This window comes from Melghirimyces thermohalophilus, assembly GCF_900102685.1.
Taxonomy (GTDB): Bacteria; Bacillota; Bacilli; order Thermoactinomycetales; family DSM-45169; genus Melghirimyces; species Melghirimyces thermohalophilus.
Window position 1 is genome coordinate 85,622 of the sequence record NZ_FMZA01000009.1, and the last position, 22,945, is coordinate 108,566.

30 protein-coding genes are annotated in these 22,945 nt (G+C 54.8%); 29 read left to right on the forward strand and 1 reads right to left on the reverse strand.

The window, feature by feature from the left end; genetic code table 11:
• Window positions 1-18 precede the first annotated feature (18 nt).
• Complete coding sequence (locus tag BLP91_RS08480) at window positions 19-1,074, reverse strand: CPBP family intramembrane glutamic endopeptidase (protein ID WP_176757910.1); 1,056 nt, start codon at window positions 1,072-1,074, stop codon at window positions 19-21.
• Between the two features lie 155 nt (window positions 1,075-1,229).
• On the opposite strand from BLP91_RS08480, the gene prfA reads away from it, so the two are divergent.
• The 29 genes from prfA to nuoK all read left to right on the forward strand — a co-directional run bounded on the left by prfA (window position 1,230) and on the right by nuoK (window position 22,915).
• Window positions 1,230-2,297 carry a peptide chain release factor 1 gene (gene prfA / locus BLP91_RS08485; protein WP_091569611.1) on the forward strand — a complete coding sequence of 356 codons (1,068 nt, stop codon included), beginning with the start codon at window positions 1,230-1,232 and terminating at the stop codon, window positions 2,295-2,297.
• Window positions 2,298-2,367: 70 nt separating this feature from the next.
• Window positions 2,368-3,252 carry a peptide chain release factor N(5)-glutamine methyltransferase gene (prmC, locus tag BLP91_RS08490; RefSeq protein WP_176757911.1) on the forward strand — a complete coding sequence of 295 codons (885 nt, stop codon included), beginning with the start codon at window positions 2,368-2,370 and terminating at the stop codon, window positions 3,250-3,252.
• Window positions 3,253-3,329: 77 nt separating this feature from the next.
• Window positions 3,330-4,013, forward strand: coding sequence for a stage II sporulation protein R (gene spoIIR, locus BLP91_RS08495; RefSeq protein WP_091569616.1), 684 nt, complete (start codon window positions 3,330-3,332; stop codon window positions 4,011-4,013).
• Between the two features lie 95 nt (window positions 4,014-4,108).
• Window positions 4,109-4,552 (forward strand): GNAT family N-acetyltransferase, encoded by a 444-nt coding sequence (locus BLP91_RS08500; RefSeq protein ID WP_091569619.1) that lies wholly within the window; start codon window positions 4,109-4,111, stop codon window positions 4,550-4,552.
• 117 nt (window positions 4,553-4,669) lie between these two features.
• Window positions 4,670-5,722 (forward strand): L-threonylcarbamoyladenylate synthase, encoded by a 1,053-nt coding sequence (locus BLP91_RS08505; RefSeq protein ID WP_091569622.1) that lies wholly within the window; start codon window positions 4,670-4,672, stop codon window positions 5,720-5,722.
• Window positions 5,723-5,814: 92 nt separating this feature from the next.
• Complete coding sequence (locus BLP91_RS08510; RefSeq protein WP_091569624.1) at window positions 5,815-6,378, forward strand: manganese efflux pump MntP; 564 nt, start codon at window positions 5,815-5,817, stop codon at window positions 6,376-6,378.
• Window positions 6,378-7,100, forward strand: coding sequence for a ZIP family metal transporter (locus tag BLP91_RS08515; RefSeq protein WP_176757912.1), 723 nt, complete (start codon window positions 6,378-6,380; stop codon window positions 7,098-7,100). The genes BLP91_RS08510 and BLP91_RS08515 overlap by 1 nt, the downstream gene beginning before the upstream one ends.
• Before the next feature lie 61 nt (window positions 7,101-7,161).
• Window positions 7,162-7,809, forward strand: coding sequence for a low molecular weight protein arginine phosphatase (locus BLP91_RS08520; RefSeq protein WP_245662204.1), 648 nt, complete (start codon window positions 7,162-7,164; stop codon window positions 7,807-7,809).
• Window positions 7,810-7,835: 26 nt separating this feature from the next.
• A complete protein-coding gene (gene rpiB, locus BLP91_RS08525; RefSeq protein WP_091569629.1) occupies window positions 7,836-8,276 on the forward strand; it encodes a ribose 5-phosphate isomerase B in 441 nt (146 codons plus the stop codon).
• A gap of 5 nt (window positions 8,277-8,281) precedes the next feature.
• Window positions 8,282-8,833: a TIGR01440 family protein gene (locus BLP91_RS08530; protein WP_425412200.1), complete on the forward strand. Its 552-nt coding sequence runs from the start codon at window positions 8,282-8,284 to the stop codon at window positions 8,831-8,833.
• Window positions 8,834-8,979: 146 nt separating this feature from the next.
• Window positions 8,980-10,227 carry a serine hydroxymethyltransferase gene (locus BLP91_RS08535; protein ID WP_091569634.1) on the forward strand — a complete coding sequence of 416 codons (1,248 nt, stop codon included), beginning with the start codon at window positions 8,980-8,982 and terminating at the stop codon, window positions 10,225-10,227.
• Window positions 10,228-10,476: 249 nt separating this feature from the next.
• Window positions 10,477-11,106, forward strand: a complete 630-nt coding sequence (upp, locus tag BLP91_RS08540) for a uracil phosphoribosyltransferase (protein WP_091569637.1) — start codon at window positions 10,477-10,479, stop codon at window positions 11,104-11,106.
• Window positions 11,107-11,375: 269 nt separating this feature from the next.
• A complete protein-coding gene (locus tag BLP91_RS08545) occupies window positions 11,376-11,594 on the forward strand; it encodes an AtpZ/AtpI family protein (protein WP_176757913.1) in 219 nt (72 codons plus the stop codon).
• Between the two features lie 72 nt (window positions 11,595-11,666).
• Entirely contained in the window at window positions 11,667-12,056 is a 390-nt protein-coding gene (locus tag BLP91_RS08550; protein ID WP_176757914.1) for an ATP synthase subunit I, read from the forward strand.
• Between the two features lie 31 nt (window positions 12,057-12,087).
• Entirely contained in the window at window positions 12,088-12,819 is a 732-nt protein-coding gene (atpB, locus tag BLP91_RS08555; RefSeq protein WP_091569644.1) for a F0F1 ATP synthase subunit A, read from the forward strand.
• 52 nt (window positions 12,820-12,871) lie between these two features.
• A complete protein-coding gene (gene atpE, locus BLP91_RS08560) occupies window positions 12,872-13,090 on the forward strand; it encodes a F0F1 ATP synthase subunit C (protein WP_245662210.1) in 219 nt (72 codons plus the stop codon).
• A 110-nt stretch (window positions 13,091-13,200) separates the two neighbouring features.
• A complete protein-coding gene (gene atpF, locus BLP91_RS08565; protein ID WP_091569754.1) occupies window positions 13,201-13,665 on the forward strand; it encodes a F0F1 ATP synthase subunit B in 465 nt (154 codons plus the stop codon).
• Window positions 13,662-14,207, forward strand: coding sequence for a F0F1 ATP synthase subunit delta (locus tag BLP91_RS08570; protein ID WP_091569648.1), 546 nt, complete (start codon window positions 13,662-13,664; stop codon window positions 14,205-14,207). The genes atpF and BLP91_RS08570 overlap by 4 nt, the downstream gene beginning before the upstream one ends.
• A gap of 27 nt (window positions 14,208-14,234) precedes the next feature.
• The gene (atpA, locus tag BLP91_RS08575; protein WP_091569651.1) at window positions 14,235-15,749 is read left to right on the forward strand and encodes a F0F1 ATP synthase subunit alpha; all 1,515 of its coding nucleotides are present in this window, start codon (window positions 14,235-14,237) and stop codon (window positions 15,747-15,749) included.
• 87 nt (window positions 15,750-15,836) lie between these two features.
• Window positions 15,837-16,709, forward strand: coding sequence for an ATP synthase F1 subunit gamma (atpG, locus tag BLP91_RS08580; protein ID WP_091569652.1), 873 nt, complete (start codon window positions 15,837-15,839; stop codon window positions 16,707-16,709).
• Between the two features lie 73 nt (window positions 16,710-16,782).
• Window positions 16,783-18,192 carry a F0F1 ATP synthase subunit beta gene (atpD, locus tag BLP91_RS08585; RefSeq protein ID WP_091569655.1) on the forward strand — a complete coding sequence of 470 codons (1,410 nt, stop codon included), beginning with the start codon at window positions 16,783-16,785 and terminating at the stop codon, window positions 18,190-18,192.
• Between the two features lie 23 nt (window positions 18,193-18,215).
• Window positions 18,216-18,620 carry a F0F1 ATP synthase subunit epsilon gene (locus tag BLP91_RS08590; RefSeq protein WP_091569657.1) on the forward strand — a complete coding sequence of 135 codons (405 nt, stop codon included), beginning with the start codon at window positions 18,216-18,218 and terminating at the stop codon, window positions 18,618-18,620.
• A 282-nt stretch (window positions 18,621-18,902) separates the two neighbouring features.
• Window positions 18,903-19,280: an NADH-quinone oxidoreductase subunit A gene (locus tag BLP91_RS08595; RefSeq protein WP_091569660.1), complete on the forward strand. Its 378-nt coding sequence runs from the start codon at window positions 18,903-18,905 to the stop codon at window positions 19,278-19,280.
• Window positions 19,271-19,789 (forward strand): NuoB/complex I 20 kDa subunit family protein, encoded by a 519-nt coding sequence (locus BLP91_RS08600; protein ID WP_143003506.1) that lies wholly within the window; start codon window positions 19,271-19,273, stop codon window positions 19,787-19,789. The genes BLP91_RS08595 and BLP91_RS08600 overlap by 10 nt, the downstream gene beginning before the upstream one ends.
• Window positions 19,786-20,538: an NADH-quinone oxidoreductase subunit C gene (locus BLP91_RS08605; protein WP_245662205.1), complete on the forward strand. Its 753-nt coding sequence runs from the start codon at window positions 19,786-19,788 to the stop codon at window positions 20,536-20,538. Before BLP91_RS08600 ends, BLP91_RS08605 begins: the two co-directional genes overlap by 4 nt.
• 71 nt (window positions 20,539-20,609) lie before the next feature.
• Entirely contained in the window at window positions 20,610-21,578 is a 969-nt protein-coding gene (gene nuoH, locus BLP91_RS08610; protein ID WP_091569665.1) for an NADH-quinone oxidoreductase subunit NuoH, read from the forward strand.
• Window positions 21,579-21,666: 88 nt separating this feature from the next.
• A complete protein-coding gene (gene nuoI / locus BLP91_RS08615) occupies window positions 21,667-22,104 on the forward strand; it encodes an NADH-quinone oxidoreductase subunit NuoI (RefSeq protein WP_091569667.1) in 438 nt (145 codons plus the stop codon).
• Between the two features lie 5 nt (window positions 22,105-22,109).
• Window positions 22,110-22,610, forward strand: a complete 501-nt coding sequence (locus BLP91_RS08620; protein ID WP_091569762.1) for an NADH-quinone oxidoreductase subunit J — start codon at window positions 22,110-22,112, stop codon at window positions 22,608-22,610.
• A complete protein-coding gene (gene nuoK, locus BLP91_RS08625) occupies window positions 22,610-22,915 on the forward strand; it encodes an NADH-quinone oxidoreductase subunit NuoK (RefSeq protein ID WP_091569759.1) in 306 nt (101 codons plus the stop codon). Before BLP91_RS08620 ends, nuoK begins: the two co-directional genes overlap by 1 nt.
• Window positions 22,916-22,945: the final 30 nt, after the last annotated feature.

Genomic DNA, 22,945 nt, shown 5'->3' on the forward strand with positions numbered 1-22,945 from the left:
AGCTTTTTTGTCGTTATGCTATACGGATGCCGCGGCAATCAGTCCCAAAGTGATGTTATAGGTGGCATGAACGACCATCGTGGTGGTAGTGTCATACCGCAGACGGAGCAAGCCGAGGACGAGGCCGACCACGAAGACAACCAAGGTAGAAATGCTGAGCCCGTAGTTGCTGTGTACCAACGCAAATAATAAAGACGTGTAAATAAGCCCAAACCGGGGGAGAATCGCTCCCCGGAAGACCGCTTCCTCGCCGAGGGCGGCGGACAGGCCCAGGGTCAGGATTCCCCATATGGAACCGTACAGGGGACCCAGCAGTTGATCGGTCAGCTTTTCCACTTGAGGATCTCCGGGAAAGCCTAACCAGCTAGCTAAACTTTGTAACAGGAGGGCGCCGGCGACCAGGATCAGACCCGAGGTGATTCCCACGGTGACATGATGCCAGGTAGGCCGTTTTAAGCCCAGCCGGCGGAAGCTATCCCGCAGGTTGCGACGGATCAGCCAACCGACGCCGACAAGCGCCAACAAGAAGAAAGTGATCTGCTGGGCCCACAGCGTGGGAGCTGGATTCGCCGACTGTCCCGACGTGAGCTGGGTGATCGTTTGCAGGCCGATGGCCAGAAAAAAGAAGAAATACATCCAGATCAACATCGAAGAGGATAGGGAAATCGTATGAACCCGGCTGGAGACATCAACAGGCAGGAAGCGGGCGATGAGACGTCGTACGGGCGGAATCAGCAGTAACAGACCCAACAGAGACGGAATCCAGAATCCGGCCCCGATAAGGGGAAGAGCCTCGGTGATCTGACGAGCCAATTCCGGGGCCGCACCGGGAATGGTTAGGACAGGGCTATCTCCTTGACGGTGCAGCCAGCCCAGCAGGGTGAGCAGGATGCCGGCCAGCAATAAAATAACGAAGGTGACAGCAAGCAAGCTGTAGCTGAGAACTGTTAACACCATCGATGTTCCGCTTCGACGGCTCGGCTCCATCCGCCGCAGCTTTTCCGCCCCGTTAGCCAGCAACAAAAGAATGATCAACGGCATAAATTGCAGAATAACCCCTAATACCTCAGTCATGGATTCACAACTCCTTGGAACCGTGTGGCATGATAGGCCCATGATATCATAGATTTCTCCCAGGCCGGGTATTGCCCGGGAAATGTTTTTTGACGGTGGATGGCCCGTATTCTATAATAAGAATGTTATACACAGTGTTCGGGGAGTGAAGCGGTTTGTTGGAGCGATTGGAATCGATCCGCAAGCGGTATGAAGAACTGAATGAGCTATTAAGCGACCCCGAAGTGATCAACCGCGCTGATCTGCTCCGCAAATATTCCAAGGAGCAATCGGATCTAGAACCCAAATACCGGGTTTATTGTGAATACAAAGATGTGAGCGCCCAATACGACGATGCCCGGACCATGCTGACGGAAGAATCGGATCCGGACATGATAGACATGGTGAAGGCGGAGTTGGAGGAACTGTCGGAACGAAAACAGGTCCTGGAAGAGAAGATCCAGCAGCTTCTTTTGCCCAAGGATCCAAACGATGACAAAAACGTGATCGTGGAGATCCGGGGAGCTGCCGGAGGCGAGGAGGCCGCCCTCTTCGCTGCCGACCTGTATCGGATGTACAGTCGGTACGGGGAGCGACAAGGATGGAAAACGCAGATATTGGAAGCCAACACCACCGGACTGGGAGGCTTTAAAGAGGTGGTCTTCAGCGTCCAGGGCCAGGGGGCTTACAGCCGTCTCAAGTATGAAAGCGGCGCCCATCGGGTACAACGGGTCCCCACCACCGAGTCCGGAGGCCGGATTCATACCTCCACCGCGACAGTGGCGGTTTTGCCGGAAGCGGAAGAGGTGGAGGTGGAAGTGAATGAAAAGGATCTTCGCATCGACACCTTCTACTCCAGCGGTCCGGGCGGCCAGAGCGTTAACACGACGCAATCGGCAGTGCGGATCACCCATCTGCCTACGGGTATTGTCGTTTCCTGTCAGGATGAAAAATCTCAGATCAAAAACAGGGAACAGGCGATGCGTGTGTTGCGCGCCCGCTTGTTGGATCAGAAACAGCGGGAGGAGCAGGCTAAGATGGATGATGCCCGGAAACTTCAAGTGGGGACCGGTGATCGCAGTGAACGGATCCGCACCTATAATTTTCCGCAAAGCCGGGTGACGGATCATCGGATCGGACTCACCCTGCACAAACTGGACCAGGTGATGGATGGCGAGCTGGATGAGCTGATCGATGCCCTCGTGTTGGAAGAGCAAGCGGAGCATTTACAAAAGGCGGAATAACGTGGTTGTCCCTGGGCGGCGTGGCCGCCCTTTTTTGTCGTCACCGCCGGACAAGGAGGAATGGTGGTCCATGGGCAGGAAAAAAACGATCGAAACCGCATACCGGATCGGGACGGCTTATTTGAAAAAGCGGGGCGTAGAAAGTCCGGCCTTTGTTTCAGAGTTGCTGCTTCGATCCGCTTTAAACTGGGACCGGACCCGCCTGTTTACACATTTTGCCCAACCCTTGGACGAAGACGCGGCTGTCTGCTTTGCCCGGTGGTTGTCCCGGCGGGCTAAGGGAATCCCCGTCCAATACTTGTTGGGGGAGCAGGAGTTTTACGGCCGTACCTTTCAGGTGGGGCCTGAAGTGCTGATTCCGCGCCCGGAGACGGAAGTGCTGGTGGAGACGGTGTTGAGAGAAGCGGATCGCATCTGGCCAAAGGATTCGGTGACAGCAGCGGATTTGGGTACCGGAAGCGGAGCGATTGCGGTCACTTTGGCGGCGGAACGTCCTTCCTGGCAATTGGTGGCCATGGATCGTTCCCAAGGGGCCTTGACTACTGCGCGAAAAAACGGCAAACGCCACAGGGTGAACGACCGGATTCAGTGGCTAGTGGGAGACTGGTTGCAACCTTTGATCGCTGCTGGTCTTAAGGTGGATATTGCCATCTCCAATCCGCCCTATATTCCATCTGATGTGATTGAGGGTCTCGATGTGGAGGTGAAGGAGAACGAGCCGCGCTTGGCGCTTGACGGCGGGCCGGATGGCTTGGCTCCTTATCGCGTGATCATCCGACAGCTCGCCTCCCTGATCAATCGACCCGGTTTGATCGCCTTTGAAGTGGGAGAAGCACAGAGTGAAGATGTGGAAAGGATGCTAGTCCACCAGTGGGCAGGGGCTGATGTTTTTACCTTGCCTGATCTGGCGGGCCGACCGCGGGTGGTGACGGCGCGGATCGGAATCCCCCGGTGAATCCCTCCGACGGGATGATTAAAGGATCCCCGGCCTGTCCATAATGGAGGATAAATCATCTGAGGAGGGTTTATCCGATGCGGGTTCGCACTTATTCGGTTTTGATTGTTTTCTCCGTCGCTCTTTTTCTGTTTATGAACTGGACGGATGGCGGTTTTACGGGACAGGTTATACCGGTGATGGCCCAATCGACGGAAAAGGAACAGTCCATTCCCGAGGAGGCGGTTCGGCTGCGGATCCTGGCCAACAGCGATTCCAGGGAGGACCAGTGGCTGAAACGAAAGGTGCGGGATGAAATTATCAAGGAAGTGGAAACCTGGGCGGACAAGCCGCAATCCGCCGCAGAGGCCAGCCGGTTGATCCGTGCCCGCCTGCCGAAGTTGGATGCGATTGCCGGGGAGACAGTGGACCGATACGGCTACTCGTATCCGGTGCAGGTAAAATTCGGCAAAGTGCCTTTCCCTACGAAACTGTATGGGGATCAAATTTATCCAGCGGGCAAATATGAGGCCTTGTTGATCACCATCGGGGAAGGAAAAGGAGACAATTGGTGGTGTGTCTTGTTTCCGCCTCTCTGTTTTGTCGACATGAGTAACGGCGATGCAGTTCGGCAATCCGATGCCCGCGCGGTCGCTGCTGGAAAAGCGCTTGCCGCGCCGGCCAAATCGGAGGCTCCGACGGAGCCGGAGTCGCGTGCGGAGATCCGTTTCTTCCTTCTCGATTCCCTAGAAAATCTGTTTTCCGGATGGTTTCAATCATAAACGGCGAACCGGCTCCATAGGCCGGTTTTTTATTGGTTCTATTTTCTTTAGGAGTTCCATAGATTGATAGAGAAAGAATCACGAGGAGGGTTCGGATGATGGTTGCAGTCCGACGCGCGGATAAAGGTGACGGGGAGACAATCGCTCGGCTGCTCCGGCAGGCGGGAATCAGTGATAGAGGGGTGGATGATCACCTGGGCCATTTTCTGATCGTAGAAGAGGAAGGATCCTGCCGTACGATTGGCACCGTTGGCTTGGAGATTTACGGGGACAAGGGGTTGTTACGCTCCTTTGTCATGGAGAGCGATGCCTGGAACGGAAAGACCGGATTGGAGCTGATCGATGTGGTCCTCTCCTATGTCCGGCAGTCGGAATTGAGGGAGATTTATCTGTTGGCCGGAATCGCGTCCAATATTTTTGAACATTTCGGCTTTCGAGCGGTGGAGTGGCGAGCCCTTCCTGAGGCGATCAGCCAATCGGTGAAAAGTCGGGCCATCCGTCCGGAGGAAGGGGTGCCGATGGTCTACCGAAACTCGTAGCCGCAGCTGGAATCGACAAAGGATTGAGGCGAATCAAGGGAACAGGTTGTGGTATGATGAGGAGTAGAACGGTTACCCGTTGTTCTCCTCATTTTTTGTCAGGAAAGGATATCCGGTATGGAAACCAAGCGATGGAATATGGACGGGGATGCCGCTGGCGACCCTCCCGCTCTCTTGGAAGCGGCGGCCGTGTTACAGGCAGGGGGTCTGGTGGCTTTTCCCACTGAGACGGTGTATGGCCTCGGTGCCGATGCCACGTCGCCAGAGGCAGTCGCTTCCATCTTTCGAGCGAAAGGGCGGCCGGCGGACAATCCACTGATCGTCCATGTAGCGGATGAGGCCCCGTTGCAGAAATGGGTGGGCGACCTTCCGGAAAAAGGAAAATGCTTGGCTCGGCGTTTTTGGCCCGGCCCGCTCACCTTGATTCTCCCTCATCGGGGCAACTTGGCTCCGCAAGTAACGGCGGGGCTTCCAACCGTGGGGATCCGAATCCCGTCTCACCCTGTCGCTCTCGCCTTGTTACAAGCGTGCCGGATTCCCATAGCTGCTCCCAGCGCCAATCGTTCGGGTAAACCCAGCCCCACTCGGGCCGATCATGTATGGCATGATCTTCAGGGTCGGATCGATGGATTGGTGGACGGAGGAGCGACGGGGGTAGGTGTGGAGTCCACCGTCGTCGATGTGACGCAAGACCCGCCTGTCCTTCTTCGGCCCGGAGGCATTACCGCGGACATGCTTCGGGAGATAGTGGGGGAGATCCAGATTGATCCCGGCTTGGAACGGGATGTGGAAGCTCCCCTTTCGCCCGGAATGAAGTACCGCCATTACGCCCCCCAGGGTAAAATGTGGGTGATCGTTGGGTCGGGAGATGAACTGGTCTTCCATGTGCAAAGCTGGGCGGACCGCGGAGCACAGGAGGGAAAACGGGTTGGTATCCTGACCACTGAAGAGCATGCGGATCGGTATCAGGCCGGCCGTGTGGAGGTCTGTGGCAGGCGATCCGAGCCGGAAACGGTGGCGCGCGGATTGTATCACGCCTTGCGTACCTTTGACGATTGGGGAGCGGAGTGGATCGTCGCCGAGGGGTTTCCGCCCGAAGGGATGTATTTTTCCGTGATGAACCGAATGAGGAAAGCAGCGGAGGGTCGCGTGTTGAATATCGGCGAGTAAATCCGGCCTCAGCCCCTCGAGGTGTTGGGTTCTTTTTGTCCTATCCCCCGCATATCCTGTCAGAGACAAGCAGGTGCGGGGGAGGAGTGGCCATGGAGCTTTCCATGCCTCAATGGGGGCAGCTGTTTACCCTCCTGATGATTTCCGTGGCGTTGGGGATGGATGCCTTTTCCCTGGGCATCGGAGTCGGTATGAAAGGCTTAGGCATCCCGAATATCTTGAAGATTAGCGGCACGATTGGGCTTTTTCATTTTTTGATGCCGTTGGTGGGAATCTCCATGGGACAGTACCTGGGGCAGTTGGTGGAAAACATCGCGGTCATTACAGGAGGCGGTCTGCTCTGCGCTCTGGGAGTCAACATGATCTGGCAGGCTTTTCGGTCCGGGGCGGGGGATGATTCCTTCAACATCGCCACCACCTCGGGCGTGATGCTATTTTCGCTCAGCGTCAGTCTGGACTCTCTTTCTGCCGGTTTCTCCCTGGGACTGTTTGAGGCGGATCGGATTCTGACGGTCCTTCTATTTGGTTGCGTCGGCGGCCTGATGGCTTGTTTTGGGATGTGGCTGGGACGCCATGTCGGCGGCTGGGTCGGCGATTATGGGGAAGTGGTGGGAGGCATGATTCTTATCACCCTGGGTCTCAGGTTTTTGCTATGATGGAGGCGGTCTGGTTCAGTGCCCTGACGGGGGGAGCGACCCTGTTGGGAACCATATCGGTCCTGCGATTCCAACGGATTCCCTCTTCCTGGGTAGCCGCCTCCCTGGGATTGGCGGCAACTGTTATGTTGTTCGTCAGCCTGTTTGAATTGCTGCCTGCTGCTCTGATGTTGCGCCCCCGTTGGGTCCATGTCGGGGTCGGGATGGGCAGCGCGGTCGCTCTGATGACCCTGATGGAACAGATGAACAGATTCAACTCCAAGCCGACGGATTCCCCTGTCGATTATCGTCGGTTGGGATGGATGTTGGTGGGCGCAGTGATCGCCCACAACCTGCCGGAGGGAGCGGCGATCGGAATCGGCTTCAGAGTGGAGCCGGAATTGGGACTGACACTCACCTTGGCCATGGCGGTTCACAATCTGCCGGAAGGGGTGGGTATGGCCGCCCCTTTGCTGAAGGCGGGGATTGGAGCGGGCCGCATTTTTTTGATCGGTTTTGGGGCGGCTGCGTCCTTGCCGATAGGTACCTGGTTGGGGAGGCAGTTTTTGGCGGAATCCACTGACTTGGTGGTGATCGGTCTTATTTTTGCTGCTACCACCATGATTTGGGTGGTGACGCAGGAAGTGCTTCACCGGGCCTTGGAAATGTCTTCCCGAGCGACCCGATGGGGAATCGCCTGGGGAATTCTTCTTTCCTTTGCCATACATGCTCTCCACGGGTAGTTGCATCATCGGGTGGAGCCTTGGAATAATGTTAAGTATCACTTAGAAGGAGCGACTCGTAATGATGGCTGCGGGGGGGACAGTGAAGCGAATCTTGTTCATCTGTACGGGAAACACCTGCCGAAGTCCCATGGCGGAAGCTCTGTTGAAACAGAAGGCGACGGAGAAAGGACTCGATTTGGAGGTCCGGTCCGCAGGGGTTGCCGCCATCGATGGGATGGCTGCTGCGGATACCGCTCTCCAGGTGATGGAAGAGAGAGGGATCGATCACCGTTCCCACCGGTCCCAGCCGATCACTGGTGAGCTGGTGGAGTGGGCGGATTTGATTCTGGCTATGACGGTGGGTCATCGGCAGCAGCTGATCCAGGCTTTCCCGGAAGCGGCGGACAAGTTGTACACCTTGAAAGAGTATGTGCTGGATGACAGCCAGCGGGTACAATTGGAGCGTTTGCAACGTTTAAAGGCGGAATGGCAGACCTTGCGGGCGATGGTGGAGAAAGCCCGGGCCGACGGTGATTCATCCCGGGAGGAGAGTCTCAACCGAAAATTGGAGAGCCTTGAAACCACTATTCGTAAGGAGGAAGGGGCTGTCTGGACCGACCACGATGTGGCGGATCCCTTTGGTGGCAGCTTGGAGATTTATCGTCGCTGTGCGGAGGAGATCGAGCAGCAGCTGGATAAACTGTTAGATCGGCTGCAGCGATCATAGTGAAAAGAATAAAAGGAGGTGTTCCGATGAAGATCATCATCGGGTCGGATCACGGCGGCTTACAACTGAAGGAGTCGATTAAAGAGGTGCTGGATGAGTTGAAGATGGAAGTGGAAGATGTGGGCTGCGACTGTGCCGACTCCGTTGATTATCCCGACTATGCGCTGCCTGTCGCGGAACGGGTGGCAGCCGGGGAGTTTGACCGCGGCATTTTGATCTGTGGCACTGGCATCGGCATGTCCATCGCAGCCAACAAGGTGTCCGGTTGCCGTTGTGCAGTGGTGAGTGACGAATATTCCGCCCGAATGAGCCGCGAACACAACGATGCCAATGTGTTGGCCCTGGGGGAACGGGTGATGGGGCCCGGCCTGGCGGAAGCGATTGTTCGCACTTGGCTGTCCACCGAGTTTGCCGGCGGCCGGCATCAACAGCGTGTGGATAAAATCTGCACCCTGGAAAAGGAGTGAGGCCGGTGGCAGATCCGATTCGGCAGCAGGTGATCGAGGTGACGTCGGAGCTGTTGGAAGCGATGCCCCTGGGTCCCGGACATTTAATGGTGCTGGGGGTGAGTACCAGTGAGGTGGCAGGAGAGCGCATCGGTACTGCCGGGAGCAACGATGTGGCGTCATCCATCATGGACGGTGCTCTGGAACTCCAACAGAAATACGGATACCACCTCGCTTTTCAATGCTGTGAACACCTGAACCGCGCCCTGGTTGTTACCCGGCCTACCCAAGCATCCTTCGGCTTATCGGAGGTGGCTGCCGTACCTGTTCCCAGCGCAGGTGGGGCGATGGCCGCTTATGCCTTTCGCCACCTGGAACAGGCGGTGCTGGTGGAGGCAGTGCGTGCCGATGCGGGGATCGATATTGGAGACACGTTGATCGGCATGCACCTGAAACCGGTGGCGGTGCCGGTCCGTCCTCCCATCGATCGGGTGGGAGCGGCCCATGTGACCATGGCCCGGACCCGTCCCAAATTGATCGGCGGTGCGCGAGCGGTATACGTATTGGACCCGGAGTGAATCCAACCGGCCCTTTTTACCGTTGCTGTGGATAAAGAGGGAGCTTCTGCCGACGGCTGTGAGAGACCATTGATGGACTTACGCTGGAGGGAAGGACCCTCTGGCAGACATAGGAAGTGGACGAGCTAAAGGAGGAGGAATCGCCAGTGGACCATCTGAGACAGACTGATCCGGAATTGGCTGGAGCAATTAGTAAAGAATTGGCTCGCCAGCAGGGGAAGATTGAACTGATCGCATCGGAGAACTTTGTCAGCCCTGCCGTTTTGGAAGCGATGGGGAGCATCATGACTAATAAATACGCAGAGGGTTATCCGGGCAAACGTTATTACGGCGGTTGCCAGTTTGTCGATCAGGCGGAAGAATTGGCCCGTGAAAGGGCGAAGGAGTTGTTTGGAGCCGAACATGCCAACGTGCAACCCCACTCGGGGGCCCAGGCCAATATGGGAGTTTATTTCTCCATATTAGAGCCGGGGGACACCGTACTGGGAATGGACTTGGCCCATGGGGGCCACCTGACCCACGGCAGCCCGGTCAACTTCTCCGGGAAACTGTACAACTTCGTTTCCTATGGGGTGGACGAGGAAACCCAGCAGATCGATTACGAAGAGGTGCGCAAGTTGGCCTTGGAGCACCAACCGAAATTGCTGGTGGCGGGAGCCAGCGCCTATCCTCGCACCATCGACTTTGCCAAATTGAAGGAGATCGCCGACGAAGCCGGTTGTTACCTGTTGGTGGACATGGCCCACATCGCCGGCCTGGTGGCGACAGGGGACCATCCCAGCCCCTTTCCCCACGCCGATTTTGTGACCACCACCACCCATAAGACCCTGCGCGGCCCCCGGGGTGGGATGATCCTCTGCAAGGAGGAGTACGCCAAGAAGGTGGACAAGAACATCTTTCCCGGGATCCAGGGCGGCCCGTTGATGCATGTGATCGCCGCCAAAGCGGTGGCGTTAAAAGAGGCGCAGAGTGACGCCTTTAAACAGTACTCCAAGCAAGTGGTCGACAACGCCCGGGCTCTGGCGGAAGCGTTGATCCAACGGGGCTTCAACCTGGTTTCCGGCGGAACGGACAACCATCTGATCCTGATCGATGTCCGCAACTTGGGGCTGACGGGGAAAAAAGCGGAGGTTCTGCTGGATGAGGCGGGAATCACTGCTAATAAGAATGCTATCCCCTTCGATCCGGAAAGCCCCTTCGTCACCAGCGGTATCCGAATCGGAACGGCAGCTGTCACTACCCGTCACATGAAGGGAGAAGCGATGGTGGAGATTGCGGATATTATGGCCCAGGTGCTGAAAAACCCGGAGGATGAAGAAGCCCAGCAACAGGCTCGGAAACGGGTGGCTTCTCTCACGTCCCGGCATCCCCTCTATCCGGAAATAAACATCTGAACACAGATCCCCGAACAACGGAGGCTTGTTCCTCGAAAGGCCTTATTACCCGCCAACATCTGCCGGCGGGTTTTTCTGTGTCGACAAACGAGGGATGATCGATTATCGGGCACGGGTCAAAAAACCGACGGCCTGTTCTGGATATTTGAGGTGCATAGACATCTAAAATAAAGACCAGTACAATGTGTGAGACTGCGTTATGGGAACAGACCGGGGCCTACCCTGCCCTGAAAAAAGGAGTGTTATCTGATGGGAAACGTATACGTATTTGATCATCCGCTGATCCAGCATAAGTTGACCTACATCCGGGACAAAGAGACGGGAACCAAGGAGTTTCGGGAGTTGGTCGAAGAAGTGTCCGCCCTGATGGCTTACGAAATTACAAGGGACATGCCCCTGACCGAGGTGACGGTGGAGACTCCAGTCACCACCGCGAAGTGTAAAGTGCTATCCGGCAAAAAATTAGGGTTGGTCCCGATTTTGCGTGCCGGCTTGGGTATGGTCGACGGAATTCTGAGGTTGATCCCCGCAGCCAGGGTAGGGCATATCGGCTTGTATCGGGATCCGGAAACGTTAAAACCGGTTCAGTATTATGCCAAAATGCCCTCGGACATCGGGGATAGGGAATTGATCGTGATCGATCCGATGCTGGCCACCGGCGGTTCAGCTGCGGAAGCGATCAGCCGCATCAAGGAGATGGGCGCCAAAAATATCAAATTGATGTGCCTGATCGCTGCGCCGGAAGGGGTGAAAGAGGTCCAAAAAGCCCATGAAGATGTGGACATCTACGTGGCTGCAGTGGACGAGAAATTGGACGAGAATAGCTATATCGTCCCAGGGTTAGGCGATGCCGGGGATCGGTTGTTCGGGACCCGTTGATGGCAGGTAGGGTAGTCAATGATCCTTGAATAAATGAGAGGGTGGTCCGCGGTTTATACGACTGCGGATTTCCAACACCTTCTAGGGGTATATTCTGATATGATGAAAGATCCTTATGAGAAGGATCGAGAATGTGACAAATTGTTCAACTTTGCATGGTTTGAATGCGTTGACATGACACTCCCATCATGGGTACTATGTAAACCGAGTGAATGAAATTTCACCCCCTTTTCTGTAAATGTTCCCTATGTCGAATGGGGGAATTTTATTTGAAGAATGGTTGGGACCATCCTTGGAAAATAATCGGGGTTCTCAGTTCTGTGGGTTTGGAGCTGTTTCTCCTCATTATCGGGGGGGCCTGGATCGGCCGGTATTTTGACGACAGGCTAGGGAGCTACCCGATTTGGACGGCCATCGGTTTAGTAGGAGGTCTTTTGGTAGGAATAATCAGTACCGCGATGGCCATTCGCTATCTGCGGGGCAAATAATTCCGGTTTTCTCTCGAGGATAACTTCTCTAACCACAGCAGCCATTCTTCGTTCGAGCGAGGGAGGGTGCCATTGAACGCTCAACCCTACAAGGAATCATTGCAGAACCGACGCCGCCGTATCCGGTTCTTCACTCTTTCCGCCCTGGTGTGTATCCTCCTTTTATGGTTGGTCACCCCCGCCAAGCCTTTTTTTGCAGGAATGTTCCTCGGAGGATTAACCAGTCTGTACAATGTCCTCCATCTCGCCAGAAGACTCCGGCTGGTTGGAGAGTCCATCTTGTCAGGCGGAAAGGCTCGTTGGGGACTTGGTATGTCTCAGCGCTTCCTCGCTTTGATTCTCCCTCTCATCCTGGGTGTCCGTTTTCCGGATCAAGTAGACGTTCTCGGGATTTTCCTCGGATTCCCTCTCGGGTATCTGGCTGCGGTAGTGGCAGAGTTAAGTTGTGTAAAAAGCAGGTAAAGCTTACTGGAGAAAGGGGTGAACGAATGGGATGGAGTTGACACCAAAGGTTCAGTTTCTGGGTATGACTTTTGACCTAACCATCATGATCGGAACAACCGTGACCTGTGTCATCGTTTTTCTGATCACGTTTTTGGCCACGCGTAACCGAAGCTTGTATCCCAAAGGCCTTCAAAACGTGGTGGAGATGATCATCGATTTTGCTAAAGGGATCGCACGAATGGCCTATGACCAAAAAACGGCGGAAAAATATGTGGTCTTCAGTTTCACGCTGTTCCTGTTTATCATGGTGGCCAATCAGCTCGGGATCTTTTTGATGGTGACTACGGAAGCACACCAGCCATTTCCTTCCTTAGGGATTACGGAATCCGCCTTGCAGGAAAGCCACGGCATCAACTGGTTTAAATCCCCGACGGCCGATTTGAACGTCGCATTGGGAATGGCGATCGCAGTCGCTCTGTTCACCCATTACGTGGGAATCCGGTCGGGGCTGAAAAACTATCTGGGTCATTACATCAGCCCGATGGGGCCGATTCACCTGATTGAGGAATTCTCGAAACCCCTGACCCACGGGATGCGTCTTTGGGCTAATATTTTTGCTGGGGAGATTTTGATCACCATCATGATCACGGAAGGTTCCCCCTTGATCACAGGTGCTCCCTTGATCGTCTGGATGGGCTTTTCTCTCTTCATCGGTGTGATCCAGGCCTATATCTTTACGGTTCTGGCCAATGTTTACATCTCTCAGAAAATGGCGCACTGATGAAGCCAAATATTTAGATTGCAAGTGTTAAAGGAGGAAAATGAACATGGATTTGAACATTCTCGCCGCCGGTATCATGATTGGTTTCGCTGCTCTGGGTGCAGCGTTGGGTAACAGTTTTCTGTTCAGCAAATATGTCGAAGGTATTACTCGTCAACCTGAAGTTCGCGGAACCCTTTTCGGTCAAACCATGATCCTCTTCGGTCTGATTGAGGCCTTGCCGATTATCGGTGTCGGGATCGGGATTCTGCTGGCTTTCGGCATCATCTAAGCATGGTCCAGTAAGTGAGTGGCGGGGGAGTGGTCCTTCCCCGCCATCTATTCGATAGGGAAGGTATCGTCTGAAGGGAGTGATCGGGATTGAGTCTTCATCTGGGAACCATGTTGTTCCAGGTCGTTGCGGTTTTGATTTTGATGTTGCTGCTGAAGCGTTACGCCTTGGGTCCCATCATGAATGTGATGAACGAACGGCAGGAATACATTGAGAAGCAAATCAGCAGCGCTGAAGAGAGCCGAAAAGAAGCGGAGAAGATGGTTTCTGAGCAAAAGGAAGCCTTGGCCCGCTCCCGGCAAGAGGCCAAGGAGCTATTGGAAAGAGCGAGGGCCCAGAAGGAAAGGGAAGCAGAAGAAATTATTCGGGACGCCCGTGAGCGCGCCGATCGGATGATCAGCGAAGCCCGGTCCGAAATCGCTTCCGAAAAGGAAAAAGCGATTAAAGAGCTTCGGGATCAAGTGGGGGTCCTCTCGGTGAGCCTGGCTTCTAAAGTGATGGAGAAGGAATTGGATCCCAAAGATCAAGCCAAGTTGGTCGATCAATATCTTGACCAGGTAGGCGAATTGCAATGAGCCGCTCCATCGTAGCGAAACGATATGCCAGGGCGTTGTTCGACGCGTCGCAGGAACGGGATGTGCTGGATCAAGTCCAGAGAGAGTGGCATGGGATCGTTCGTGCTTGGTCTGGGAGCGAGCAGCTTCAAAACTGGGTGGAGCATCCTCGAGTGACCACCGATGATAAGAAGCAGGTCTTTAACCAAATTTTCCCGAACCTTTCCGACCTAACCCGAAACCTTCTCCATTTGTTATTGGAACGCAATCGGGAAGAGGTCATTGAAGAGATCGGGGAAGAATACAAAAGACTCGTCTACGATGCCAAAGGGATTGCCGAAGCGGAAGTGATTACCGCCGTCCCTCTTTCCGAAGAGGAAGAGAAAGAACTGATTGCTGTTTTTCAGAAAAAAATCGGGAAGACGCTGGTGATTTCCAACCGTGTCGATTCCGACATCCTGGGCGGTCTTATCGTCCGGATCGGCGATCGGCTTTATGACGGCAGTCTGACTAATAAACTGAAACGGTTCCGGAAACAACTGAACGCATCCCGTGTCGGATAATCGGATTGGAAGGATAGGGGTGAAATCATGAGCATCAAGCCTGAAGAGATCAGCTCTCTCATTAAACAACAGATTGAGCAGTTCGAAGGGGACATCGAAGTCGTTGATGTCGGCAGCGTTGTCCAGGTCGGTGATGGCATCGCCCGTGTTCACGGCCTGAAAAACGCCATGGCTGGCGAGCTCGTGGAGTTTGAAAACGGCGTGATGGGCATGGTCCAAAACTTGGAAGAAGATCAGGTCGGTGTGGTCATCCTGGGGCCCTTCTCCGATATTGGGGAAGGAGATCAGGTGAAACGGACCGGGCGGATCATGGAGGTGCCGGTAGGAGAGTCCCTGCTGGGCCGTGTGGTCAACCCCCTCGGCCAGCCCTTGGACGGAAAAGGACCGCTGAATACCTCGGAATACCGTCCGGTGGAATCCCCCGCGCCGGGTGTCATGGACCGGAAATCGGTGCATGAGCCTCTGCAGACAGGGATCAAGGCGATCGACTCCATGATTCCGATCGGCCGCGGTCAGCGGGAGCTGATCATCGGCGATCGGCAAACGGGTAAGACTACGATCGCTGTGGATACCATCCTGAATCAGAAAGATCAGGACATGATCTGTATCTATGTGGCTATCGGTCAGAAGCAGTCCACCGTAGTCGGTGTGGTGGAGAAGCTTCGTCAAGCCGGTGCCCTCGACTATACCATCGTTGTGAGCGCCAACGCTTCCGACCCGTCTCCGCTTTTGTATCTGGCACCTTATGCGGGTTGTGCCATGGGCGAGAAGTTTATGTACGAAGGAAAGCACGTGCTGGTGGTTTACGATGACCTGACCAAACAGGCCGCCGCTTACCGTGAGCTTTCCCTGTTGCTCCGTCGCCCGCCGGGCCGTGAAGCGTTCCCTGGGGATGTCTTCTACCTGCACTCCCGTCTGTTGGAGCGGGCTGCGAAGCTGTCTGACGAAAAAGGAGGCGGCTCGCTGACGGCACTTCCCTTTATCGAAACCCAAGCCGGCGATATTTCCGCCTATATTCCCACCAACGTGATCTCCATCACCGACGGGCAGATCTTCCTGGAGTCGGATCTGTTCTACTCCGGTGTGCGCCCGGCGGTGAACGTCGGTACATCCGTGTCCCGGGTGGGCGGGGATGCCCAGATCAAGGCGATGAAGAAGGTGGCCGGTACCCTGAAGCTGGATCTGGCCCAGTATCGTGAGCTGCAAGCTTTCGCCCAATTCGGTTCCGACCTGGACAAAGCGACCCAGGCCAAATTGGCCCGTGGGGAACGCCTGATGGAAGTCTTGAAACAGGACGAAAACCAGCCGATGCCGGTGGAAAAGCAGATCATCTCCATCTATGCAGCCACCCGCGGTTATTTAGACGATGTGGCGGTGGAAGATGTGCAGCGGTTTGAGTCTGAGCTTCTCTCCTACGTGGAAACGGAACGCTCTGATGTATTGAAGAAGATCCGCGAAGAGCAGAAGCTTTCCGATGAAGTGGAAGAAGGGATCAAGAGCGCAGTACAGGACTTCAAAAAGGGCTTTGCTGCTTCCAAGTGATCGATCCCCAGTCGAGGCAAAGCCGAAAGCGGCTCGGTGACCGGGCCTTCTGTACCTGCCTGACGGAGGAAAGGCGGTGAAAATGCGATGGCAGAAAGTATGCGGGATATTAAACGGAGAATCGGCTCCGTTCAAAATATGAAGCAGATCACCAAAGCCTTTGAAATGGTTTCGGCAGCTAAACTGCGCCGAGCCCAGGAAAAGGCGGAATCCGCCCGCCCTTACGCGGAAAAAATTCGAGAAGTGATCGCTTCCATCGCCGGTGGTACCCAGGGCGTGCAACATCCGATGTTGGTGTCCCGACCCGTCAAGAAGACCGGGTACTTGGTGATCACTTCCGACCGGGGGTTGGCCGGGGGCTTCAACGCCAATCTGCTCCGCAGCCTGGCCAAAACCGTGGCCGAGCGACACCAGAGTAAAGACGAGTATGTGATTTTCGTGATCGGTCGCAAGGGCCGGGACTTCCTCATGCGCCGGGGTTACCCGGTGATTGAGGACGTGACAGACTTGTCCGATAGCCCCGAGTTTAGCGATATCCGATCGATCGCCAAGAAAGCGATCGACATGTTTGCCGACGAGGAATATGACGAGCTTTATCTCTACTATAACGAATTTATCAACCAGATCACGCAACGCCCCTTGGAAAAGCGGGTGTTGCCCCTTGCGGATATGGAATCTAATGAAGAGGAAAGCGGTCCCCAGGCCCTTTATGAATATGAACCTTCTGCTGAAGAAGTGTTGGCAGAGCTACTGCCCCGTTATGCAACGACACTGATCTACAGCGCACTGCTTGAGTCGAAGGCCAGTGAACACGGGGCCCGGATGTCAGCGATGGGCAACGCCAGCGACAACGCATCGGACATGATCGAAACGCTGACCTTGCAATATAACCGGGCGCGGCAGGCAGCTATCACCCAGGAACTGGCTGAGATTGTCGGCGGTGCCAGTGCTCTGGAGTAAGGATTGCAGCCTGCAGCTGGGTTAAGCCCGTGACGGTATACGGGAGATCACTGCAGTCTAAGGAGGGAAACAGATGAGCACCGGACGCGTCACTCAGGTGATGGGACCTGTTGTCGACATCCAGTTCGACCAGGGAAACCTGCCTGAAATCAATAACGCGGTAAAGATTGAATATCAAGCGAAGACGTCGAGTGAAAAAGATATCGACCTGACCGTCGAAGTTGCACTCCAACAGGGAGACAACACCGTTCGCTGCATTGCGATGGGATCCACGGACGGTTTGGTCCGCGGTATGGAGGCGGTTGACACCGGGAAGCCGATTACGGTTCCCGTGGGCCGTCCCACCTTGGGCCGGGTGTTTAATGTGTTGGGAGAGCCGATTGACGAGAAGGATCCGGTCCAGTCGGAGACGAACTACTCCATCCACCGCCCCGCTCCGGAATACGAAGATCTGTCCACTCAGGAGGAGATCCTGGAAACGGGGATTAAAGTGGTGGACCTTTTGGCCCCCTACGCCAAGGGCGGTAAGATCGGTCTCTTCGGCGGTGCCGGTGTGGGGAAAACGGTTCTGATTCAGGAACTGATTCACAATATCGCTCAGGAGCACGGCGGTCTGTCGGTGTTTGCCGGCGTGGGTGAACGGACCCGTGAAGGGAACGACCTCTACCACGAGATGAGCGATTCCGGCGTGATCGACAAGACCACGATGGTCTTCGGTCAGATGAACGAACCGCCGGGGGCCCGGATGCGCGTCGGCCTGACCGGTCTGACCATGGCGGAATACTTCCGGGATCAGGAAGGCCAAGACGTGTTGTTCTTCGTGGACAACATCTTCCGGTTCACTCAGGCTGGTTCCGAAGTATCCGCCTTCCTCGGCCGGATGCCTTCCGCTGTGGGTTACCAGCCGACGCTGGCTACGGAAATGGGTCAGCTGCAGGAACGGATCACCTCCACCAAAAAAGGATCCGTCACCTCGATCCAGGCGATTTACGTGCCGGCTGACGACTACACCGACCCGGCACCGGCGACCACCTTTGCCCACTTGGACGCCACCACCAACCTGGAGCGTTCCTTGGCCGCCAAGGCGATCTTCCCGGCGGTGGACCCGTTGGCTTCCTCGTCCCGGATGTTGAGCCCGGCGGTTGTGGGTGAGGAGCACTACAACGTGGCCCGCGGTGTGCAGGAAGTGCTGCAGCGCTATAAAGAGTTGCAGGATATTATCGCCATCCTGGGGATGGACGAACTGACGGAAGAGGACAAAACGACGGTGGCTCGTGCCCGCCGTATCGAGAAGTTCCTCTCCCAGCCGATGAACGTGGCGGAACCGTTTACCGGTCTCCCTGGAAAATACGTTCCCGTCAAGGAAACCGTCCGCAGCTTTAAAGCAATTTTGGACGGCAAACACGATGACCTGCCGGAGGACGCCTTCTATATGGTGGGTACCATCGAGGAAGCGATTGAAAAGGCGAAAACTCTCGCCTGACGGGCTGGAAGGAGAGAACGTCCGTGAGCACCATGCAGTTGGACATCGTTACACCCGAGCGTAAGGTTTACTCGGAACAAGTGGATATGGTGATCGCGCGCGCCGTTGAAGGTGATATCGGAATTCTGCCGAACCATTCCCCTTATGTCAGCCCGCTTGCGATCACGGCGGTCAGAGTAAAAAAAGACGAAGAAGAGTTTTTGGTTGCTGTCAGCGGCGGCTTTATCGAAGTGCGCGGAGGGACGGTTACCGTCTTGGCCGAAACCGCCGAGCTGCCCGATGAGATCGATGTAGACCGTGCGGAAGCGGCCAAAAAGCGCGCGGAGGAACGTCTGGCTGACAAACAGAAGGAAGGTATCGATTTTCGGCGGGCGGAAATCGCCCTGATGAAAGCGAAGAACCGGCTTCGGGTCAGTCAGAACGGTTAATAACCGATCGCAACCCACAACTTGTGGGTTGCTTTTTTATGGAGAGCTGGACCGCTGTGAGAAAACCAAAATCTGTGTTAGAATATTTGTAGCATTGAATGTAAGCGTTGCCAAAAGTACTTGAATTGGAGTTGTTATACGACTTTTGATATAATCAAAATCTAGGGAGGGTTTTCATTCCATTTAAGGAATTGATTCCCGTTTATTTTTCAGTTTAATGATTCTTATCTAACCTTTTAGCCGCCAAAAGTATCTGAAGGTTAGCAGAAATGGGGGGGCGAGATGACGTATACCGAAAATTATCTGTCAGTGGTCGGTTTCATTTTGGTCGGCCTTGCACTGCCGGCGGCGGCCTTGACGGTAGGCCGTTTGCTTAGGCCCTACCAACCCAGCGGTCCCAAGGCGATGGCGTACGAAAGCGGTGTGCTGGATCCTACCGGGGACAGTCGGGTTCAATTTCATGTCCGATACTATCTGTTCGCCTTGCTCTTCGTCATCTTTGACGTAGAGGCGGTTTTTCTCTATCCCTGGGCCGTCGCCTATGATGCCCTGCGGGCCGATGTCGGCTTATTCATTTTGGCGGAAATGGGGATTTTCGTCTTCTTTCTGGTGATCGGTCTTGTCTACGCCTGGAAAAAGAGGGTGTTGGAATGGACATAAATTTGGAAGGAATCCGCTTGACTGAGGAAGAAGAGTTGAAACGAAATGTTTTCACGACTACTTTGGATCAAGTAAAAGCGTGGGCACGCAGCCATTCCCTGTGGCCGATGACCTTCGGTTTGGCCTGTTGTGCGATCGAGATGATGGGGACGGGAGGGGCCCACTATGATTTGGACCGGTTTGGCTCCTTTTTCCGAGCTTCGCCGCGACAGTCAGATGTGATGATCGTCGCTGGCACCGTCACCAAAAAAATGGGGCCGCTGCTGCGCCGGCTATATGATCAGATGCCGGAGCCAAAATGGGTGATTGCCATGGGTTCCTGTGCCACTGCTGGAGGGCCCTATGTCAAATCCTACTCGGTGATCAAAGGCGTGGATCAGATCGTTCCCGTCGATGTTTACATCCCCGGGTGTCCGCCCAATCCAGCAGCCTTGATTTACGGGATTCATAAACTGCAGGAAAAAATCCGTTATGAAGCAAAAACCGGGAAGAGGGTGACCAATCGTTGACCCGACGGGAAGAGGAAATGTCTGAAAAGCGTAAAAAACATAAGGCGGAAGACTCTGGAGACGACGTGCCTCGGGACGCCCATGAAAAACCGGCGGATCCGTCCGGGGCTGAACGGGGAACCGTTTCGAAGGCCCACGATAGAGAAGCGGAATCCGCGCTGAAACCGTCAGCGGATAAAGCCGCCAAGGCAGCAGCTGCGGCTAAGGCCCGGGCCGCCGACGTCAAAAAGAAACCGAAGGAAAAAAAGAAGGAGGAGCCGCCGGAACCTTCCCCGCAACAGCCGCTGCTCGATTCCTTTGTCCAGGTGATCCGGGAAAAGGCGGGGGAAGGGGCGGTGGAAACCTCCTTTATCAATCGAAAGGACGGCCATCGCCCTACGATCGTGGTGCCTGCGAATCAATGGGCATCGGTGGCTCGCCTTCTCGCCGAAGAGGCTCAACTGGCCTTTGATTATCTGCAAAATCTGTCCGGGGTTGACTATGAAGACTATCTGGAAGTGGTGATCCACCTCACATCCCTGAAACACGGACACTCGCTGTGTGTAAAGGTAAAAACCGACCGAGAAGAGGCGCAAGTTCCCTCCGTTGCCAAGGTGTGGCCGGCAGCCGATTGGCATGAGCGGGAGGTTTTCGACCTGATGGGAATTCGGTTTGTGGGACACCCAGAGCTAAAGCGGATCCTGATGCCCGATCACTGGGTGGGGCATCCCCTGCGAAAGGATTATGTCCCTTATGATCAGGAGATTTGAACAAGCGACCGGTTGGTTAGGCGAAGTTTGTGTCCAGAGCGGGATGGATCACGATTCGGGAGGTGGGGAATATGAACGGTTGGACCCTGTTTGGCCCTGTTACTCTGTTGTCCGTGGTCCTGTTGTTTGTCACCTACGCCATTCTGTTTGAGCGGAAGGTGATGGGTTGGATGCAGGGACGGCACGGACCCAACCGATTGGGCCCCTGGGGGTTGCTGCAGACGGTAGCCGATATTTTAAAGCTGTTGATTAAAGAGGATACGATTCCTCGGAATGCGGATCGGGCAATGTTTAAAGCGGCACCCGTGATCGCCTTTGTGCCGTCTTTTGTGGTGCTAGCGGCCATCCCCTACACCAAGGGGCTGTTATTCTCCGATCTGGCAGTGGGGCTGTTGTACTATATCGCCATATCCAGCATCACCACGATCGGAATCCTGAGTGGAGGCTGGGCCTCCAATAATAAATACGCCCTGCTTGGTTCGATGCGGTCCGTCGCTCAGATGATCAGTTACGAAATTCCACTGGTCATGTCTGTGATCGGGGTGGTGATGGCGGCAGGCACGCTAAACTTGACGGGTATCGTGGAATCCCAGAAAGAGGTGTGGTTTATCCTGCCCCAGATCATCGGATTTGTCGTCTTTTTTATCGCTTCCTTGGCGGAATTGAACCGCACCCCCTTCGATCTACCGGAGGCGGAATCGGAATTGGTGGCCGGCTACCATGTGGAGTACAGCGGATTCCGGTTCGCCTTCTTTATGCTGGCTGAATACGTCTATGTTTACGCCATGGCGGCTTTGACGACGATCCTGTTTTTGGGAGGATGGAATCCGCTGTTCGGTATCGATTTTATTCCGCCAATTTTCTGGTTTGCGCTAAAGTTCTTGCTGATGGTGTTTCTGCTGATCTGGATTCGGGCCACGCTTCCCCGCATCCGCATGGATCAGCTGATGCAGCTCGGCTGGAAAGTGCTTCTTCCGCTCTCCTTGATCAACATCTTTTTGTCAGCGGTGCTGAAGGAAGTGTTCAGCGGATGGTACTAAAACGCAGGTGAGTTTTTTGAAACCCGTTTAACCAACAGCGAATCGTGCCTGGCTGAACCATCATGCAAACGTAGATGGAGGGATTCCCATGATGGGCTTGATCAAAGGGATGGGTGTCACCCTAAAAACCATGACCAAAAAAAAAGTGACTCATAAATACCCTGATGAACCGATCCCGATGCCCGACCGGTTCCGGGGAATCCAACACCTGGATCCGGATCAATGCATCGTCTGCAACCAATGCGCCCGCGTCTGCCCCACTGACTGCATCTCGCTTACTGGCCATAAACATCCCGAAAAGCGGGGGAAGGTGCTGGATACCTTCGATATCAACTTCGAAATCTGCATTTTGTGCGATTTGTGCACCGAGGTTTGCCCGACCGAGGCGATCGTGATGACCCATCAGTTCGAGCTGGCATCCTATTCCCGGGATGATCTTTATAAGAATCTGGAGTGGCTTCATCAAAATAATTCCGGAATCCGCAGCGAAAACAACGTCAACGCACGGGGTGTGAAGAAAAAGTGATCGAAATGAACGGGGAATTTATCGCCTTTTTGATCCTGTCGATCATGGCCATCGGCGGGGCGGTGTTTATGCTCAATTTTGTCCGTGTGGTGCATATGGTGCTCTCCCTGGCGTTCACCATGCTTAGCATCGCCGGGATCTATGTTTTGTTGAATGCGGAATTTTTGGCGGCGATCCAGGTGTTGATCTATACCGGCGCCGTTTCCATCCTGATGTTGTTTGGAATTATGCTGACCCGTCACCGGGATCAAGAGGCGGAAGGGGTGCGTCCATGGCACAAATTTTTCAGTTTTGTGGGAGTAGCAGCCTTTCTGGGTATTTTACTGCACACCCTTTACCGGACGCCCTTTACGGAGGAGACAGCAGATGTCGGACGCTTTTCGGTGGATTGGTTAGGGGAGACGGTGTTTAAACAGTATGTGATCCCCTTTGAAGCGGTCTCGGTGTTGCTTCTGGTCGCCTTGGTTGGTGCGGTCATTCTGGCGCGAAAGGAGTCCAAGTCATGATGCCGGTAACTTCCTACCTCGCATTGGGTGCCATCCTGTTCAGTGTGGGACTGTACGGGGTGTTGACCAAACGGAACGCGGTGGTGGTTCTCTTCTGTGTGGAGTTGATGCTGAACGCGGCCAACATCAACCTGGTCGCCTTTTCCAAATACGGACTTTACTCCAATCAGACCGGGCAGGTGTTTACCCTGTTTACCATTACGATTGCCGCGGCGGAAGCTGCTGTCGGGGTCGCCATTCTGTTTGCCCTTTATAGAAATCAGAATACCGTGAAAGTGGACCGTTACAATTCCCTTAATGGCTGATCGTTCTGTCAAATCAACGGAAGAAGGACG